15 protein-coding genes are annotated in these 19,213 nt (G+C 48.8%); 9 read left to right on the plus strand and 6 right to left on the minus strand.

Annotation, left to right across the window (positions count from 1 at the left end):
• Positions 1–521: 521 nt before the first annotated feature.
• Positions 522–4,619, minus strand: a complete 4,098-nt coding sequence (locus tag MHB84_RS03130) for a DNA polymerase III subunit alpha (RefSeq protein WP_076289790.1) — start codon at positions 4,617–4,619, stop codon at positions 522–524.
• 307 nt (positions 4,620–4,926) lie between these two features.
• Here MHB84_RS03130 and MHB84_RS03135 point away from each other — a divergent pair, with 307 nt between their 5' ends.
• The 3 genes from MHB84_RS03135 (at position 4,927) to MHB84_RS03145 (ending at position 6,205) form a co-directional block, all read left to right on the plus strand.
• A complete protein-coding gene (locus MHB84_RS03135; RefSeq protein WP_024629128.1) occupies positions 4,927–5,256 on the plus strand; it encodes a YtrH family sporulation protein in 330 nt (109 codons plus the stop codon).
• A 21-nt stretch (positions 5,257–5,277) separates the two neighbouring features.
• Entirely contained in the window at positions 5,278–5,766 is a 489-nt protein-coding gene (locus MHB84_RS03140) for a hypothetical protein (protein ID WP_076289791.1), read from the plus strand.
• Positions 5,767–5,863: 97 nt separating this feature from the next.
• On the plus strand, positions 5,864–6,205 hold the full coding sequence (locus MHB84_RS03145) for a YtpI family protein (RefSeq protein WP_179087170.1): 342 nt from the start codon (positions 5,864–5,866) through the stop codon (positions 6,203–6,205).
• A 164-nt stretch (positions 6,206–6,369) separates the two neighbouring features.
• Here the strand turns inward: MHB84_RS03145 and MHB84_RS03150 are convergent, their stop codons facing one another.
• The 3 genes from MHB84_RS03150 to MHB84_RS03160 all read right to left on the minus strand — a co-directional run bounded on the left by MHB84_RS03150 (position 6,370) and on the right by MHB84_RS03160 (position 8,679).
• On the minus strand, positions 6,370–7,704 hold the full coding sequence (locus MHB84_RS03150) for a DRTGG domain-containing protein (RefSeq protein WP_064639320.1): 1,335 nt from the start codon (positions 7,702–7,704) through the stop codon (positions 6,370–6,372).
• A gap of 237 nt (positions 7,705–7,941) precedes the next feature.
• Entirely contained in the window at positions 7,942–8,229 is a 288-nt protein-coding gene (locus tag MHB84_RS03155) for a hypothetical protein (RefSeq protein WP_076289792.1), read from the minus strand.
• A gap of 102 nt (positions 8,230–8,331) precedes the next feature.
• A complete protein-coding gene (locus MHB84_RS03160) occupies positions 8,332–8,679 on the minus strand; it encodes a YlbF family regulator (protein WP_076289793.1) in 348 nt (115 codons plus the stop codon).
• A gap of 280 nt (positions 8,680–8,959) precedes the next feature.
• Between MHB84_RS03160 and MHB84_RS03165 the strand changes: the two genes are divergently transcribed.
• From MHB84_RS03165 to MHB84_RS03185, 5 genes are all read left to right on the plus strand, one after another.
• Positions 8,960–10,327: a YheC/YheD family endospore coat-associated protein gene (locus MHB84_RS03165; RefSeq protein ID WP_076289794.1), complete on the plus strand. Its 1,368-nt coding sequence runs from the start codon at positions 8,960–8,962 to the stop codon at positions 10,325–10,327.
• Positions 10,328–10,357: 30 nt separating this feature from the next.
• On the plus strand, positions 10,358–11,548 hold the full coding sequence (locus tag MHB84_RS03170) for a YheC/YheD family endospore coat-associated protein (protein ID WP_076289795.1): 1,191 nt from the start codon (positions 10,358–10,360) through the stop codon (positions 11,546–11,548).
• A 61-nt stretch (positions 11,549–11,609) separates the two neighbouring features.
• Positions 11,610–12,983: a YheC/YheD family endospore coat-associated protein gene (locus MHB84_RS03175; RefSeq protein ID WP_064639328.1), complete on the plus strand. Its 1,374-nt coding sequence runs from the start codon at positions 11,610–11,612 to the stop codon at positions 12,981–12,983.
• Positions 12,983–14,089, plus strand: a complete 1,107-nt coding sequence (locus MHB84_RS03180) for a YheC/YheD family endospore coat-associated protein (RefSeq protein ID WP_076289796.1) — start codon at positions 12,983–12,985, stop codon at positions 14,087–14,089. Before MHB84_RS03175 ends, MHB84_RS03180 begins: the two co-directional genes overlap by 1 nt.
• Before the next feature lie 35 nt (positions 14,090–14,124).
• Positions 14,125–15,321 (plus strand): YheC/YheD family endospore coat-associated protein, encoded by a 1,197-nt coding sequence (locus MHB84_RS03185; protein ID WP_076289797.1) that lies wholly within the window; start codon positions 14,125–14,127, stop codon positions 15,319–15,321.
• A gap of 92 nt (positions 15,322–15,413) precedes the next feature.
• Here the strand turns inward: MHB84_RS03185 and MHB84_RS03190 are convergent, their stop codons facing one another.
• Positions 15,414–16,100 (minus strand): HAD hydrolase-like protein, encoded by a 687-nt coding sequence (locus tag MHB84_RS03190; protein WP_076290130.1) that lies wholly within the window; start codon positions 16,098–16,100, stop codon positions 15,414–15,416.
• Positions 16,101–16,386: 286 nt separating this feature from the next.
• On the opposite strand from MHB84_RS03190, the gene MHB84_RS03195 reads away from it, so the two are divergent.
• The gene (locus MHB84_RS03195; protein ID WP_076289798.1) at positions 16,387–18,105 is read left to right on the plus strand and encodes a methyl-accepting chemotaxis protein; all 1,719 of its coding nucleotides are present in this window, start codon (positions 16,387–16,389) and stop codon (positions 18,103–18,105) included.
• A gap of 122 nt (positions 18,106–18,227) precedes the next feature.
• On the opposite strand, the gene MHB84_RS03200 is transcribed toward MHB84_RS03195, so the two are convergent.
• Positions 18,228–19,199: a Gfo/Idh/MocA family protein gene (locus tag MHB84_RS03200; RefSeq protein WP_076289799.1), complete on the minus strand. Its 972-nt coding sequence runs from the start codon at positions 19,197–19,199 to the stop codon at positions 18,228–18,230.
• Positions 19,200–19,213: the final 14 nt, after the last annotated feature.

The raw sequence follows: 19,213 nt of genomic DNA on the forward strand, positions 1-19,213 counted from the left end.
CCAGGTCCTTCGGTGTTCTCAAGTGTATGCGGCAAACTCGCAAAATGTTCATAAAAAATGCGAAACGCGCATTCGCTTTAGCAGTCTGCTTATCCTATAAATTATGTAAAAAGATTCACATATTACATGCTTGTGTTCAATATCTCCTTCCCCTTCATTCTCGATGTAATTTGGTAAAATAAATACAAAAACCTGCTCGGCATTTGGCCGAACAGGCTTCATCTTGGGAATAAGAGGGGTTTCTCAAAGTCATGAACAAGGCCTGGGATACCTTTTTAGTTTTATTCGATTCGGACCAAACGAAATCAACGCACGCGATTAACTCCAATTTATCACAAAACTGCGGTTTAACAATCACAGAGATGTTTTTTCGTCATTCTATAGGTCGTGCCGCAGTTTTGTACCGGAGTGACGTTACTGAAGTTCGTTAAACTTTGCGTTTTACGATCATCCGCCTGTTAAGGCGCGGTAGTTTCGTTAGAGCTTTGAATCAAGAAAACAATTACGTGCATGAAAACCAATTATTTTATTTTGACCGTACCCTCACCCAGCATCTTCTCCATCTCGGAGAACAAAGAGGGCGAAGGTTTGATCCGGTAGGCATCACTCAATGCGAGCAGCTTCTGCTGCTGTTCATAGAAGAGCACCGTCGCAACCGGACCCGAATGCTGCTGAAGCAATAGTTTCAATCGGGCCAGGAGCTCTGGATTCTCCGCCTGCGGAGTGATCTTCACGAACACTCGCTGCTCCATCACTCGCGGCCCACGACTCTGCTCCGTGCCGCCAGCGGCCTCATCGGCCCGGCGAGCCACGGAAGCGGCCCCATTAGCATCGGCCGCTCCTGATCCACCCGCAGCGCTGTGCGACGCTGATGGGCCTTGGATTCCGCTGCTACGTGCAGCTCCAGCATTCACGCCTGCACTGCTGCGCTGTGCTCCGGCTCCCGCGCCAGCCGCCTGCCGTGGCGGAGCCGCCGGGCGCGAAGCACTGCCGCTGCCGGGCTTACCGCGCCGTTCGCGGCTGCGCAGCTGCTGTTCCAGTGCCGCCGATGACAACGGCGCCACTTCCTCAGCCAGCAGCTTGAACCCTTCGTCCTGCTGCTGCACCTTGGCGCGCACGACGAGCAGTTCACCTTTCCCGACATGCTGCTGGCTGCGCCGCCATACTTCGGGAAAGAGAACCACTTCACAGCGTTCGATCTGGTCTTCCAGCTCCATGAACGCCATAGCCTTGCCCTGTTTCGTCGTAATCGACTTCACAGACACAACCATACCGGCTGCGACGGCCATCGTATCGTCAGCCGCTTCCGTCAGTTCCATAATGCGATCTGCGCCGCTGGATTCAAGCACATCTTCGTAATCATCCAGTGGATGACCAGACAGATACAAACCTAACAGCTCACGCTCCAGCTCCAACTGCTGGCTCCCGGAATAAGGCGGAATTTCGGGATATTCAATCTCCCAGTTCGGCGTCTCGACAAAATCAAACAATTGAATTTGCAGATCCTCGCGTTCCTTGCGCCATTTCAGAGCGGCTTCCACGGTCTCATCCAGCATCGCCAGTAATTGGGCACGGTGCCCAGGCAATGTGTCAAAGGCTCCCGCCTGAATAAGCGATTCAATTACACGTTTGTTGCATACACGCAAATCGACGCGACGACAAAAATCGAGCAGGCTGTCGAACGGTCTTTCCTGCCGTACAATCATGATACTCTCCATCGCCTGGGTACCTACATTTTTCACCGCAGCCAGACCAAAACGTATCGCCCCGGTTGCAGTATCTGCATCAGAGTTCTGATTCGACAATCCATCTTTCTCCTGTACAGCGGACATTCCATGCTGTTCGGAATGCGAGGACTCCTCTTCCCCAGTCCCATGCAGGCGTTCTGCTGTAGAAACAGTCACTACGCCAGAATTATTTCGATCTTCGGACTGCTCTGGCACTGTCGTCGCTGCCTGCCACTCATATGCACCACTACCGTCTTCGTCTGGTTCGGGACCCGGGTCATCCGGCAGAGGTGCTTCACCGTACTCTGCTTGTCCGGAATAATGATCATCATGTACAGCACGTTCCACCGTAGAACCTGCTGTACCGTTCTCACCACTTTCTCCCCCTAAACGTTGGGTTTCTGCCGCTTGTCCAGCACTAGTTCTGCTAGATGATGCAAGCACAGGTGTAAACAGAATGCCGCTCTCATTCACATCCGGTGGAAGCACTTCAATATTCATGCGTCTGCATTCCACAACGTACTCCGCTACTTTACGGTGACTGCCCATAACGGCTGTTAACATGGATGCCATAAAATGAATGGGATAATGTGCTTTCAGATAAGCCGTCTGGAAAGCAAGCACGCCATACGCAGCGGCATGAGCACGCGGGAAACCATAGTTGGCAAACTTGACGATCATGTCATAGACCAGGTCTGCCTCCGCTTCAGTGTATCCTTGCTTAAGACTACCCTGAACAAAATGCCCACGTTCGAGATCCAGTACTTCCCGTTTCTTCTTGGAAACCGCTCTACGGAGCAAATCCGCTTCACCAAGAGAGAAGCCTGCCATCCGGGAAGCAATCTGCATAATTTGTTCCTGATATACAATGATGCCATACGTATCCTTGAGAATGGACTCCAAATCCGCATGTGGATAATCCACTTCGATCTGTCCGTGTTTGCCCTGAATATATTTGGATATGAACTCCATCGGGCCCGGACGATACAAGGCCAGTACGGAAATAATATCTTCAAATACACTCGGCTTCAGCTCCTTCAGGACACGACGCACTCCTGCGGATTCGAGCTGGAATATACCCATCGTGTCACCTCGACCAAGCATCTCATATGTGAGTGCATCATCGTCCGGAATATGACGAAAATCCGGAATTTCGCCATTTTCACCAATCCAGCGCAGACATCGTTCAATAATTGAAAGGGTACGCAGACCGAGGAAGTCCATTTTGAGCAGTCCAATAGACTCCAGGTTTTCCATGGAATATTGCGTTAGGGCCGTTCCCTCACTGCCCTCCTGAAGCGGAACAGCATCCGTCAGCGGATCACGGGAGATGACAACCCCCGCCGCATGCGTGGAAGCATGACGAGGCATGCCTTCCACCTTCATAGCCATATCGAGCAATTCACGTGTTTTCGGCTTGGTCTCATACAAAGCCTTCAGTTCAGGGGTGGCTTCCATTGCCCGCTGAATGTTAATACCAAGCTGTGCAGGAATCAGCTTCGCTGCCTTGTCCACCTCGCCGTAAGGCACATTCAGTGCACGTCCAACGTCCCGAACAGCAGCACGGGCAGCCATCGTACCAAAGGTAATAATTTGGGCGACATGGGCTTTGCCGTATTTTTTCGCAACATACTCAATGACTTCGTCCCGACGTTCATCGCTGAAGTCGATATCAATATCCGGCATGGAGATCCGCTCCGGATTCAAAAACCGCTCGAAGAGCAGGTTATATTTCATGGGATCAACGTCTGTAATACGCAAGGTGTAGGCAACCAGACTACCTGCCGAGGAGCCACGACCCGGTCCGGTGACAATTCCCTGCTGGTGAGAATAGGCGATAAAATCCCATACGATCAGGAAATAATCCGAGAATCCCATACTGTCTATAACCCGGAGCTCATAATCCAGCCGCTGTTCAAGTTCGGCTCTGAGCTCCGTATCCGTCCAACGTGATGATTCACTATAGCGCTCTTCCATTCCCTCTTCGCACAGCTGGCGCAGATAGGCAGAAGGAGTTTTCCCTTCAGGAAGCGGTCTATATTCTGGCAAAATGGATTTACCGAACTCCAGCTGCAACTCACACGACTCCGCGATGCGAACCGTATTCGCCAAAGCCTCGGGCACATGGGGGAACAAACGCGCCATTTCTTTTTCACTCTTAAGATAGAGCTGATTGGTTCCGATGCGCAGCCGATTCTCGTCATCTACCGTTTTCCCTGTTCCGATGCAGATCAACACATCTTGAAGCTCGGCGTCCTCTTCTGACAGATAGTGCGCATCATTGGTCGCCACCAGTGGAATATCAAGCTCTGCCGCCAGACGGATCAGTTGGGGGTTCACTCTTTTTTGCTCAGATAGCCCGTGATCCTGCAGTTCCAGATAGAAATCGGCACCAAAAATATGTTTGTAACGCAGCGCCGCACGCTTCGCCTCTTCTTCTCGTCCATGCAGCAAATGCTGGGGAACCTCGCCTCCCAGACAAGCACTTAAACAGATGATACCCTCGTGATGGGCAGCCAGACTCTCCATATCAATACGTGGTTTGTAATGGAAGCCTTCCAAATGACCGATGGAGCATAGTTTCATCAGATTGCGATAACCCGTCATATTTTTGGCCAGTAAAATCAGATGATGGATCGGCTGATCCTTCCGGCTTCCCCGCTCTTTGCGAGACCCGGCAGTCATATAAGCCTCACATCCAATGATCGGCTTAATTCCCCGCTCGATGCATGCTTTATAGAAAGGAATAGCACCATACATTACACCGTGGTCGGTCAATGCCAGCGTAGTCATTCCGAGATCCGCGGCTTTATTCACGAGATCCGGTATACGCGCAGCGCCGTCCAGCAAACTATATTCACTGTGAACGTGCAAATGCACAAAAGAACTCATGTTTTTTTCTTCCTTTCGCCATGGATAGTCGCAGCAACCTTCTTGAATCAGGTTACAGCACTATCTTCTTCTATCCGTATTTTTCATCCTTCGGTTCAGACCGAAAGTTGCTTTCTGTTTTCATGTAAAATGCTCTATTAATGAAATGAATGAAAATATAAGGATTCATCCTATTGAAGAGTGTTTTATTATTCTATTTTATCATAACGTTCGGGGGCACGCCCATACAATAGAAGTACAAGCCGCTCCCCCTGTTACGGACCGAAGACAGGAGGTGTGCTGCTGGGTCTGAAAGGGGTGTTGCCGGATGAGCACATTTTTGTCCAAAGCTATTCTTGATTTCTTCATTGCGTTTGGGATCGTGCTGGGCGGCGCGATGATTGGAGGTATTGGAGCGGTGGTCTCTCTCCAGCCTCCGACACAGACGATGCTTGACGTCGCTGGGAAAATAAAAATTTGGGCGCTCGCGGCGGCCGTTGGCGGTACAATCGATCCGATGCGGGTGATCGAAAGCAACGTGCTGGACGGCAATCTGTCTCCGGCAGTCAAACAAATTTTGTATTTAATATCCGCATTTATGGGCGCCCACATGGGCACCGAACTGGTGAAATGGGTATGTGGTGGAGGACGGGGTTAGCATGACTCCAGAACAGCGCCCATGAGAATCCCGCCTTTTGCACGTTACCGCCCGCTTATGCGCATGACTGCTGTCTTTGTTCTGGGAATGATCGCCGGTTGTGTCGTGTACAACGGTGTATTTCACTTGAGTTACAACGAGTTGTGGCTCAACAATCAGGAGTTGCAGCTTCAGCTGCATCAGAATGAGGAGGATATTAAAACGCTGAAAAAATACAGTAAACGCCAAACCGTCATTAAGGAAATCAAGGTCCGTGCAGAAGATTCTGACAAAGGTCCGGACGAGGCCTCCCTGAAAGTGATGTTACAGAAACTGGGCGATGAACTTGAGGTGCTCCGGGGCCGCGACGTATTCAACATCGATGAGTACAGCAAAATGACGCGCATCATGCTGAACCAAAAAGTGTACACGGTCAGAGAAAAGGAATATACCGTTCAGGTGAAAACAATGCTGGTGATGGAAGGTGTGCTGCAAGTTTGGGTACAGATTCGGATGCACGTTCCGGCTTAGAAATAGATGATAGCCCCGGAAAAAAACTGCCCTTGCCCTCTGCCTGCATGGTACAATAAGGGCAGTAAATGCTTTCCAGAAAAGGAGCTGCGTCTTTGTGTTCATCGATGTACTCAAATATGTCCTAATCGCCATCTTTGCCCTGGCCATGGTCTGTTCAGCTCTGAACAGCATTCGTTCCCGCAGAACCACTGATCCCATCGCGACAGGTCTTTATCGCTCATGGACCAACGTCTGGATGGGTAGCATGCTGATTATTCTTTCCCTCATCCTGATGTTTGTGTTTACCGGTTCTACGCTATCCGTCGTTGTGGAAGCGCTATTTCTAATTATGGGAGCGTACAATCTGTTCGCCGGTTTACGTAACCGCAGTTACTATGCCCGTCTTCAGCAGCATGCAGACGGTGCAACTGGCAAGACATCCGGACAATCTGCCTGATGCATTAGCACGATGTCATTACGTTTTACCAAAAAAAGAGTATCCTCATCTATCGAACAAGCCTGAGCCACGTTGATTTCGGGTACAGTGCGCTATTTCGATAAGAGGATACTCTCTTTTTTCTGAACTTATAATATTTTTCAAATCCAGGATTTCTCGCTTTTCTAGGCATGGTCGATGGATTGCAGGGTCATCACCGCTTTGCATACAACATTCCCATCACGGGAAATGACAATATCCATTTTGCAGGTCCGGCGACTTGTCTCCAAAATAATGGGACGAACCAGAATCTGATCTTCAATCTGTACCGGACGAACAAAATACGTTGTTACATTATCCACCACATGGTCGTTACCTGTAACGTCCCATGCGGCACGCCGTCCCGCCTGTGTCATCACATTCAACAGAACACCTTCCGAGATCGTACCGAGGTCTGTCGCCATCTGTGGAATGATGAATCCGTGGAAAAACAATTCGTTCTGCTCTCCGCGCTCTTCCGCAAACCCGTTCCAGATCAGATGATCAAACGTCTCTCCAAGCTGTGGCTGCTTCTGTGCATCACGCATCGCCTGCAGCACTTCCTTACGTGTGACGGATGCAATCAGTTTACGATTCCGATCCACAATTGGTAGGAAGTCAATACCCTCCCAGGTCATGATCTGTGCAGCCGAAGCCAGTGAGGTTTGCAGCGAGGCTGTGATTGGGCGACGTACGACACACTTCTCAATACTCTGATCCTCTTTTAACTCGCTCACATCTTTGAGACTTACGATACCGATAACCCGGTTCCATTCATCTACTACCGGAAAGCGATGCTCTCCCGTTTCGGAGACCAGCAGATGAAAATCCGCGGCTGAACTGGTCACCTTTAGCACCTGAAGACGTGGCTTTTGACCGATAATGTCCTCTACCAACATAATCTTTTTCTTAATCAGTCGATCGAAGATCGCACGGTTAATCATTGAAGCTACTGTAAACGTGTCATGTCTGGAGGAAATGATGGGAAGACCCAACTCATCAGCCATCACTCTCACTTCACGGCTTGTACCGAAGCCACCTGTAATTAATACACCTGCGCCCTGTTCGAGTGCGAGAGAATGTGCATTGTCCCGGTTACCAACAATCAACAGGCTTCCCGCGTCAATGTATCGGGCCATGGCCTGCTCTTTCATCGCACCGATCACGTACTTGTGAAGCGGTTTGGCCAGACCGTCACTTCCACCCAGCACATGACCTTCGACGATGGTTACCACATCGGCAAAAGTCAGCTGCTCGGTCATACCGCGAGGTCTTTTCTCGATCCGCACTGTTCCAATTCGTTCCTTGGTCACGACCAGGCCGAAGTTCTCTGCCTCTTTTACTGCACGATACGCTGTTCCTTCGCTTACGCCCAATTCCCGCGCCAGTCCACGCACCGATATTTTGCTGCCTACCTTCAGTTGTTCAATATGTTGAAGCAATTGTTCGTGCTTCGTCACGTTTTCTTCCTGTCCGTCCATCTGTACCACCCCCGAAGATGCATCTGTACTATTCTGTATCTATTATAACACGACCTTAGGAAAATAACCCCATTCTACGCACCATTCTCCTAAAGATCTGCGCTACATTGATCTGAATAATCGGAACAGCTAATTACGGGTATAAAAAAAGACCGGTCCCTTTCATACCAAAGGGAATCCGGCCTTACTTAGACAGATAGAACCATCTCTATCACCATGTCATCTGTGTTCCAAACCTTATACAGATTTGCTCTGCTCCTGCTTGTCCACCAGTTTCATCTCCCACTGCCGCAGCTTTGCTCGCCGAACAGCTTCCAGTGCACGCTTCTTCTCTTCATCCACACCGAGAATAAAATGTAGATGTGCACCAATGATTAATAAGGAGAACAGCACCCATACGATGCCAAAAATATTAACCCAGTCCATTCCACCAGCAAAGGAAATCCGCGGCAACGCAATGACTAGCATCGACAACGCGATAAGCAGATAGATCACATGTTTTGCTTTCTTCAACCTTTTCACCATTCACAGCTCCTTCGTTCTTGATCGACTCTATATGTCTAGTCTATGAACGATAAGGAGCTAATATGAGAGGTTCAGGCAAAAAAACGGGACTAGGTTTTCGGTTTAGGCTTCAGCGCCACCGTACAGATGACCCAGGCTGTCTGCAATAATTTTGTTCACGTCTTCGATAATAACGCTCAGGCGACGTTCAGCGTCAAACAGACGACGGATATTCAGGTTCAGGCTCAGTACCTCAAACAGTTTCTCCATTTTCTCCATTTCGTCCGGTGCAGGCATATCCCCACTCATCATACGTTGTTGCAATTCCATCTGTTGATCACGAAAATTATCCAGCATAGCCTTTGCTTCTGGGTCTGCTTCAATCAGCTTCATCGCAGAAGTAATTTCTTCCACCTCGCTGCTTTCTCTCAGTGCTTTGGCCAAATCATTGGCTTTGTCATAAATGTTCACTATAATTCCTCCTCAAATTGGGTTGTTCTTCTGTTATCCATTCGTATTCATTCGCATTCTCATCGCAACGTTCACCCGTGTTAATACACGTATTTCACTTCCGTCAAACAAAGATTGCGGAAACATGCCATCCATTACCTATCGGGCATCAAATGCATTTAATCCAAATGGGTCAATCACCAAGGGTTATATGTCCTCATATGATGAAGCACATGCCATGTTCAGATGCCGTTCAACTTCGAGATCAGACATCAAGTTGCCGCCCGGAAGGAGATCCGTGATGTCCACTAAAAAAGTAACGATTCAGGTTACCGGCTCGGGCATCCTGCAGGACGACGTCATCATGCTGGGCGAAGGGGTGCTCAAAGCACTTAAAATCCCTTCAGGCCGACCACTTCAGTTACAATTCGGCTCTTTCCGCCGTGAGGTCACCGTCATCCCTGTTCCTAGGTATGACGGTCTGCGCATCAATCAGACGGTAGCCAGCAAGACCGGCCTTGTTCCCCGTTCGGTCCTGAGGATATCTTATCGTTCAGCCAGCCGCACGCTGCGCCTCGGACCTTACATCAGTGTATTAGTTAGCCAGGATTACCCCGATCAGCCCGATCGGCCCTTTGGCTCCATCACGATGTTCTGTCAAGAACTGGTGAACGCCTGCCGGAAGCAGGGCGCCTATGTATCCTTTTTCACACCGGAGGATATTGGAGCGGTAACGGGTTATATGAAAGGCTGGGTGTATGATGACGGCTGGAAAAAGACCGTTCTGCCTATAGCAGACGTCGTCAATAACCGGCTGACGTCCCGTAAGCTTGAGAACAAACCTAGCGTACAGCATTTTATGAAAGAAGTAAAATCGCTCTACGGTACACAAACCTTCAATGAAAAGTTTCTGGACAAAAATGAAGTATTCGATGCTTTGAAGTCCATTTCAACACTGAAGAAAGTGCTACCCGAATCCCATTTGCTCAAAGCTTCCGCCACACTCAAAACGATGTGCAATCGATATCCGGTTGTCTTTCTGAAACCGGTTCGTGGGTCGCTTGGCAAAGGTATCATCCGGGTCTCCCGTCAAAACGACGGCAGTTTCCTCACCCTCGCTACAAGCGTTGGGGGTACCCGAAAACAAACGTATGCTTCACTGGATAAACTGTATGCCAGTCTGTCCGGGAAAATGAAAACAACGCGCTACCAGATCCAACAGGGTCTTTCCCTGATTGATAACAGCGGCAGACCCGTAGACTTCCGTGCGCTTGTGCAAAAAAACCGTACGGGCAAATGGAGTGTCACTTCCATCGTCGCACGTATTGCAGGCGGCAGTCACTATGTATCCAACTTGGCACGAGGTGGAAGTCTCAGCACCGTCAAGGAAGCTGTAGCCAAAACCCAATTGTCCGGATCAGCCAAAGCTTCTGCTTATGCAGGATTGCATACGGCGGCGCTGGATATCGCCAAAGGCATTGAAGGTGCCATCCCCGCTCATTTCGGCGAACTCGGCATCGATTTGGCCTTGGACACCAATGGAAGGGTCTGGCTTCTTGAAGTGAACTCCAAACCATCCAAGAACGATAACACGCCACTTAGCGAGAGTAAAATCCGGCCTTCGGTCAAAGCGATGCTGGAATACTCCACCTATCTGGCCGGATTCTGAAGAGTCATCCATTAGAGGAGGTGCAGCGGAATGTTCCTGCAACATCAGACAAACACAGTTGCTATCCTGGTTCGGGCAACAGAAGGCTCGCCTCCTTTCGTAGATGAACTCTTCTGTCGTCGTCTCAGTTTGGAAAGCCATCGTTACGGCCTAAATATCATTGTGCTGGCCGTATCGAATAACCCTAGCGTGTCTCGTCTCACGCAGGGCTATGTATTCGACAGAGGTGAATGGAACATCGTGCCTCTTCCTGCTGTAGACCTGATCATGGACCGCTGTCTACTGCCACTTCCCAGAACATTCAAACAACAGCTTCAGCAGCTAGCATCCTCAGGAAACGGACACCCTGCCCGTTACTGGTCTGCTTCTTTACCTGGTAAATGGAAGGTATATCGCGCCTTGTCTACTGATATAAGACTTCGTGCTCTTCTTGCGCCTACGACACTTCTTAAGTCGGATACCCTATGGGAGCAATGGCTGGAGCGCTGGCCGAAAGGTATTTTCTTTAAACCTGTATCGGGCACCCATGGTAAGGATACGTTTCGCCTTTATCGTGAAGATCGCCACACCTCCTGGATTATGGAGGGCAGAAATACTCGCAATGAATTGATACACCGTACATTTGAGCATCGCCAGGATGTCTCTGCCTGGCTGGATTCACACAAGGCCAGTAAAAAGATGATCTTACAGCCTTACCTGGAACTAAGTCATCATGAACGACCGTTCGACATTAGGGCCTTGGTGCAAAAAAATGGGCGAGGACACTGGTCTCTAACCGGATGTATGGTACGGGAAGGACCGGCTGGCTCACTCACTTCCAATTTGCATGGAGGGGGAAAAGCATACCCCGTGCATCCTTATCTACTGGAACGATATGGGAGCAAGCAATCCAACGCTCTGCTCGAGACGATCAGGCAGGCTGCTGCCCGCATCCCTACCCTGTTGGAGGGCCGATTTGGCAGACTGGCCGAACTGGGCCTTGATTTTGGAGCAGATGTTGAGGGTCGCCTTTGGCTGCTTGAAGTGAACTCCAGGCCGGGACGCTCCTCATTCGCAGAGGCGGGTGACCCCCGTATGCACAGTCTGACCTACGCCCGGCCGCTTGCCTATGCCCGTTATTTGCTGCAACAACATGTTCTCACGGACGTGAAGCGTCCAACGAAAATGCCGAATACATCCAGCACAGCTGGCCTGAAACCCATCCCGATTCACGGCGGTTGAGGCACGCAGCGCCCCGCTTGCCATGGAGCCGAAGGATCTTTTCAGGATAGGAGGATAAATCATGAGTTTGACCTTTTGCAATCTGCATTTCACACAGCAGCCGGATAAAGTGGTTTATGTATCCAACGCATTAATGAAAAGCCTAAATCTATCCGGCAAAAAAACGATTCATCTGCGGTTTGGCCGTGACCGGGTGCCCGCAACCATCAAACCAATCAAAAAGGCTGGCAAACATCTCTATCTCGCTTCGGGCATACGTAATCTGATGAACGTTCCGAAACGGGGTAGCATCTACCTCCGCAACTTGCAGAACGATGAAGTCCAGTTGGGTCCACTGATCGGCGTGCTGTCTGACGGACCTTCGTCTGGCTCCAACCCGTTTGGTTCCCGTACCGGTTTTATCAAACAACTGCTCCGAGAAGGCAGCCGTAAATCCTATATTTATGCGTTCACTCCAAGAGATATCAACTGGCAGAACGAAACAGTGTCCGGTTTTTTCCTTAACGACAATGGAAGCTTCAGCCGCAAAACCGTACCTCTGCCCGATGTCGTGTATAACCGATTACCCAGCCGTCGCTCTGACTTCTCACCGGCGATCAACCAGCTGCGGGAGCGATTTATCCGACGCAAGATCCCTTTCTTCAATTGGAGTTTCTTCAACAAGTCAGATATTTATAAACTGCTGGAGAACGACCCGGCGGCAGGACGTTATATTCCTGAATCCATCACCAACCCGACGGTAGAGCAGATGAAAGAAATGCTGGAACGCCATCAGTTTGTCTATTACAAACCAACAGCAGGAAGTCTGGGCAACGGGATCTATCGATTGACCTATTCGCCCAAACGTGGATATTTCGCCCGTTATCGTAAAAAAGGCGGCAATGCCCTGCTTCGTTTTGGTTCATTCAACAGCCTGATGCGCATGCTTCAAGGCAGACACGGCAAACAACTTCGCGGTTATGTCGTTCAACAGGGTATCCGGCTCATTGAGATTGACGAATGTCCGATTGATTTTCGTTTTCACATGCATAAAAATGGAAACAACCAATGGGTCGTCGTTGGCATCGGCGCCAAAAAAGCTGGTCGCGGCAGTGTAACCACCCATATTAAAAACGGCGGCTCCCTGATGACACCCGAGCAGGCTCTCAAGCGGAACTTTGGTGACCGCTCTGGAGAAGTGCTTCAGCATGCCAAATCTGTCGCAATAACACTGGCCCAGGCGATTGAAACCCAGCACCAGCATCTAATTGGTGAGATTGGCTTTGATCTGGGCATTGATCAGGAGGAACATGTATGGATGTTCGAAGCGAACGCCAAACCCGGCCGCTCCATTTTCCGTCACCCTTCGCTGCGGCTGGAAGGAAAATCATCGGTGGAGCACATCCTGGAACATTGCCTGTATTTGAGCAAATTCCGGAAGAAAGACGGCATTTGATGAGCTTGCAGGATGATTTTAGACCCGTTATTGCTGTCTTGACCATGCATGATGATCGTCGGATGTTCAGAGGAAACCAGCAAAACTTCTTAGATATTGTACAAACGGGCGAAAATATGGGATATGTGGTGTACGTCGTGACTGTACGAGATTTAAATGTGAGCGGCCCCACTGTAAAAGGGTACACGTACAACAATGGGATTGGGAGATGGACTTCACAGTCCTTCCCCCTTCCCCATGTACTCTACAATCGGATTCCCAATCGGGAAGATGAACGCAAACCTTCAGTACAGCGAAAAATTGAAGAGTGCATGCATTCCGGAATCGAACTATACAACCCGTTTTTCTTCAATAAATGGAATTTGTTCGAATGGCTCAAGAAATCCAAGTCTACCCAGCAGCTGATTCCCTATACTCGCCGAATGCGAACAGCAACCGCTTTGGGGACGGTCCTTCGATCGTATCCTTATCTGTATCTGAAACCAGAAAGCGGCAAAGCCGGCAAAGGAATCATGATGCTCAAGTTTCAGGAAAAAGAACGTCTCCCTTACCGGCTTAAAATACAGAGTACCCGAAAAAGCACCACGTACAAAGCCGCTACCCTTTCCAAATTATGGGCAAGAATTCGTAAGGAGACCGGACACACGCCTTATATCATGCAACAGGGTATTGAGCTGGCTTCGTCCCGGAAGCGTCCATTCGATCTACGTGTACTTGTGCAGAAAAACGGCAAAGGACAGTGGAGCGTAACAGGGGTCGGGGCCCGGCTCGCCGGCTCTCGAAGCATTACGACCCATGTGCCGCGTGGCGGCAGTGTAGAGGACCCTGAAAAGCTGCTTACCGACCTTTTCGGAGAAGAAATGTCGAATACATTGATGAAGCGGGTGAAATCCACTTCATTGTTGATCGCGCGTCAAGTGGAACGAGGTTCAGGGCATACGCTTGGTGAAATGTCCATGGACCTGGGCATTGACGATCTGGGCGAGATCTGGTTCTTTGAAGCGAATGCGAAGCCGATGAAGTTCGATGAACCGCAGATTCGACGCAGGTCATTGGAACGCATTTTTCAGTACAGCGCCTACCTTGCCCGCCAATCGAAACGATGATGAACAGGAATAACAGCAAAAGAAGGTGATTGTTTGTGTCCTCACCTGTTCTGGGCATTATGACGTTGTACTTAAATGAACATCGCGCTCTGGAAGAACGGAGCATATACCGCAGAATGATCCTTGAAGGGCGCAAGCGGGGACTCGATATCTATGTGTTCACACCTGCCGATGTACACTCAGGAGGCAAACAGATTGAGGCTATGGTCTTTCATTCGGAAAAAGGCTGGTCCCGGGAATGGCGTTCATTCCCGGACATGATCTTCGATCGCTGCCGTATACAGCGCAATCGCAGATTCCAGCAACTGCTTGCCTTTCGGGAAAAGTATGGACATCTGCTTTTTCTAAACCGTCCTCTGCGAAATAAATGGACCATTCATCAAACGCTCTCGGCCAAATCAGCCTTCCGTGAACATCTGCCAGATACCGTTCTGTTTCAGGATATGTCCGATGTGAATCGTATGCTGAAAGCCTCCTCCCTCATCTATCTGAAACCCATCAATGGAACCGGAGGGCGCGGAATCCTTCGCATCGAACGCAGTGGCAGCGAGGCCAATACGGTTCTTGTACAGGGACGGGACCAGAAGCGAAGGATCATCACCCCACGTAAAGTCCATCTGTCACGCTTGGGTTCACTGCTACAGCATTGGAATATGAAAGATAAATACCTCGTTCAGCAGGGCATTCAGCTTCAGCTTCCGAATGGCCGGGTTCATGATTATCGAATGCTGGTCCAGAAGAATGGTGAAGGGCAGTGGGAATTAACTGGATGCGCTGGACGTATGGGTGCGGAGAAAAGTGTTACCTCTAATCTGCATGGCGGTGGCCAGGCCATTGCGATGCACAAATTGATGAAACAGTGGATTACTGATGAGAAGGAACGGGCTGAGATCAACACCACTGCCGAGAAATTCGGGATTGACGTTGCTTCATTTCTGGAGAGTACCTATGGCACCTTGTGTGAGTTGGCTCTGGATCTGGCGATTGACAAGAGTGGACGTATCTATCTGCTCGAAGTGAATCCAAAACCTGCACGTGAAGTATTTGCCCGCATTGGAGAGAAAGATACTTATTCCAAGGCAATCACTCAACCACTGGAGTACGCTCTATGGGTGTACCACAACCATCCAAGTGCGAATCGTCCCCCTCGTGGCGTAAAGGTAACCAAACCAGTCAAACGCGTAAAAGGTAAGTCTGCCACCCTCAAAAGGACCAGAAGATCCCGGTTATGACCGTCAGACTTCATTAGTAGTGAACCAACTTCTCCTTGAACCAAAAAAATGACCATCCAACATCCGAATGGATTTAGGGTGGTCATTTTTTTCTATTCTGCTTCCCGATATAAACGAAGCAGTTCCGTAAAATCAGAGATTAGTACATCTGATCCTGCAAGTTCTTCATCTCGTCCGAACCCTGCATAAGCACAGCCGATGACGGTCTGTTTGTTCATTTTACCTGCTTCCACATCCGAAGAGCGGTCCCCGACCATCCATGCATCCTGAATCCGATGCTTCTCAAGCAGAATCTGAACCAAGTTAACTTTGGAAGGGGTCTTGTACTGTCCTGCACTATAGACACCTTCAAAGAGCGGCATGATCTCATGGGCAAAGGCCACACCTTTAACATAGTCCTCCAGCCCGTTGCTGGCGACAAACAACCGAACACCTTGTTCTTTCAATGCTTCCAGCGTCTCTTTTACATGTGGGTACAGCTGCGAGCTTCCCCCATCCAGCCCTTCAATCTCCAACTGAAGCAGCAGTTCATCTGCACGTCGATGGGCCGCAACTGAAGCTTCAGGCATAACCACTTTCCATATATCTTCTAGCAACATCCCCAGGCTTCCCAGCATTCGTTCTTCAGGAGGAGTCTCTCCCTCAAAATGCCCTTCAGCCCGCAATGTATCAAACAACTGATGATAGGCTGGCAACAACAGTGTTTCCGTCTGAAACAAAGTACCATCCATATCAAAAATCATTGCTTCCGGTTTACGTAATACCGTCTCTTTTGTCATGTCCAATGTTCCTTTCGGATTGGGATATGTATTCGGAATCGTTCCCCTTCCATGATAAACATAAACGTTTGGCAGTGTAAACCGTGCAATGTAAAACATCTGTGTCATCAACGTTATACAAAATCTACAAACATTATACTTAAATTAAACAAACTATATACAATTTAACTTTCATTAAGTATAATACTGAAAATAGTTCTTTAGACACCACATCTAAAGAACTAAAATAGCTCTCATCCAAGTTTTTTCGACAAATACATATACCCCAAGGAGAGGCATAACAAACATGAAAAAGCACAGAACCTTCAAAATTTTTTATAAGATTGGTTTGGGCTATTTGCTCGTACTCGCTGTTTTGGCGGGTTGCATTCTTTTGATCCAGAACAGTACCAGCAAACTTCAAAGCGAATTGGATTTTCTCGTGGATCACGATATGAATGTACACGCCCTGACTTATGAGATTGAAAAGAACATGGTCGATATGGAAACAGGCCAACGAGGCTACGTTATTACAGGGCAGGAAAATTATCTTGATCCGTATACCCATGGAAAAGAACAGATGGTTGTACTTAAGGATCAACTTGCTACTTTGATCTCGGACAACCCCTCACAGTTGAAGCTATTGGAAGATATACATAAGACCATGGAACACTGGATTCAAATCGCAGGAGAACCGGTTGTTACGCTGCGCCAGGCCAATGACCTACCTTCGATCCGACAATTTTTCACAACAGATCCCGGTAAACAGGATATGGACCAAATTCGGCAATCTCTGATTACATTCCGTACCAATGAACTGGCTCTGACTGAAACCCGTACAGAAGAACTGAAACAGAAAAACAAGGTGCTCAACTGGGAGTTGTACGGAGCATTGGTCCTTGTTGCCTTAATCTCAGTCATCGCTGCCTTAGTCCTGTCCCGGTCCATTGTAAGAAACATCCGTGCAGTTACACATGCACTGAATGATATCGGCTCCTCCAATGGTGATCTGACCTTGCGAATTGCTACTCCGATGAAAGACGAGACACGAGAATTGGCTGAAGCTGCCAATACCATGCTCTTGGGTCTGCAACAAATGATGCTCGACATTCAAAGTAATGCCACCATTCTGAGCACAGCCTCTGATCGACTGGATAAAGGCGTTTCTGACAATCACATCGCAGGAAAAGAAGTGGCCACTGCCATGGAGCGAGTCGCTGAGGGTGCTGATGAACAAGTTGCCCTTACCCAGACCATGGTCGCTGCCATGGAACAATCGCTCATCGGACTTAATCGAGTAGCGGCTTCAACTGCTGACGTGGCTGAACGTGCCGTGCGCACCGAATCCATTGCCGTTGATGGACAACAGCGTATCGATAATGCCGTAGGGAAAATAACGTTCATTGAACAATCCTTCTTGTCTGTGCAGGAAGCGATTAACGAAATCTCCGAAATGTCTGATCAAGTTATTAACATTGCCGATTCCATGTCAGGGATCGCAAGACAAACGAATCTGCTCGCGCTCAATGCAGGAATTGAAGCTGCTCGTGCGGGGGAACATGGACGTGGATTTGCTGTCGTTGCCTCTGAAATCCGTAATCTGGCAGATCAAAGTGCCACATCAGCGAAAGAAATTACAAACATATTGGAAACCGTTGTTTCCGGAGTCCAAAACACAGCGCAGGTTGTGGACGAAAGTACACTCCATGTCAACGAAGGATTACGGACGATTGAAGATGCAGGGCATGCATTCACAAATATTACCCAGCATATTCATGATCTCAGCGGTGAAGTTCAGGACGTATCCGCTGTTGTAGAACAACTGACATCCGGCAGTGAAACGGTGATGAAGTCCATTAACGAAGTATCCGCCGTAGTTGAAGATACCGCATCAGCGACGGAAGAGGTATCCGCTATGACCGAAGAACAACTTGCTTCTCTACAGGAAATGACAGACACCTCCAAGCAGTTAAACGAAATGTCCGATGCGCTTGATCAACTGGTTAACCGATTCAAATTGTCTTGATCTTATGGATAGATCCAGATAACACAAAGAAGCAGGTCCCTACTCTACAGGGATCTGCTTCTTTTATTCAAAAAGAAAGAACATTTAACACGAACCCTCTTCTAGCTCAGTACCTTATTGGATCAGGATTGATCCGAATTACGCAGCGCTTCAAGGACAAGCTGTGCATGATAACCATCGTTGAAATCGTATATTTGGGCAGGTTGGCTTTGAATACGGGCGATGACGTGTTTAAGTACAGGCAACTGGCTTAAGGATTCATTAACTTCGACGGGAACAAGTGGCTCTCCGATGCGTCCATTCCATAGTTGATCCCAGTTTTCCAAGGCAATTGTTCCTTCAGTACCGTAGACCACCATAGATACACGCTCTTCACCTGCAAAATGAGCAATCCCATTTAACTGGATTCGGGTTCCATCCTCCAGCTCCATCGCAGCCTGAACCTCATGTTCACATTCAACTGTATTTTGAGGAAATTGAACCTGACTATTAATCACGCGGATAGCACCAAACACTTTTTGGATCATATGAATCCAGTGAATCCCCACTTCAAGAATAAATCCGCCCTGCTCGCGGCTGGTAATCCAGGTATTTTGCTGCCACGCTCGAGGCCACTGAGGGAATTGCAGGATCAGATCAATTTTGCGAATCTCGCCAATCGTTTCCTGACGAATCAACTCTTGCAGCTTCACCACTGATGGTTCATGCGGCATGGAGAAATGGATTGCATGTACTACACCGGCCTTCTCGGCTGCCTTCAGCATTGCTCTGGCTTCCTCCACGCTGTTTGCCAGTGGTTTCTCACAGAATACATGAATCTTGCGCTTTAGTGCCTCCATAACGACGGCATAGTGATATTTAGGCGGGACCGCAATGTACAGCAGATCAACCGCATGTGTGTCTAGTAATTGCTTGAAATCTGTATACGTCTTCGTCTCTGGATGAGAGGAAGCAAACGAGGTCAAATTTTCCTCACTGGCATCGCATACCGCTACAATCTCTACTTTTTCGGATAGTTCTACCTGTGTTGCCTGATGTATCATATGTAATCCCATTTTGCCCAGCCCAATTACAGCCATTTTTATCATTGTCATTCAACTCACTCCCA

It is taken from the genome of Paenibacillus sp. FSL F4-0087 (genome assembly GCF_038020215.1).
GTDB lineage: Bacteria > Bacillota > Bacilli > Paenibacillales > Paenibacillaceae > Paenibacillus > Paenibacillus taichungensis.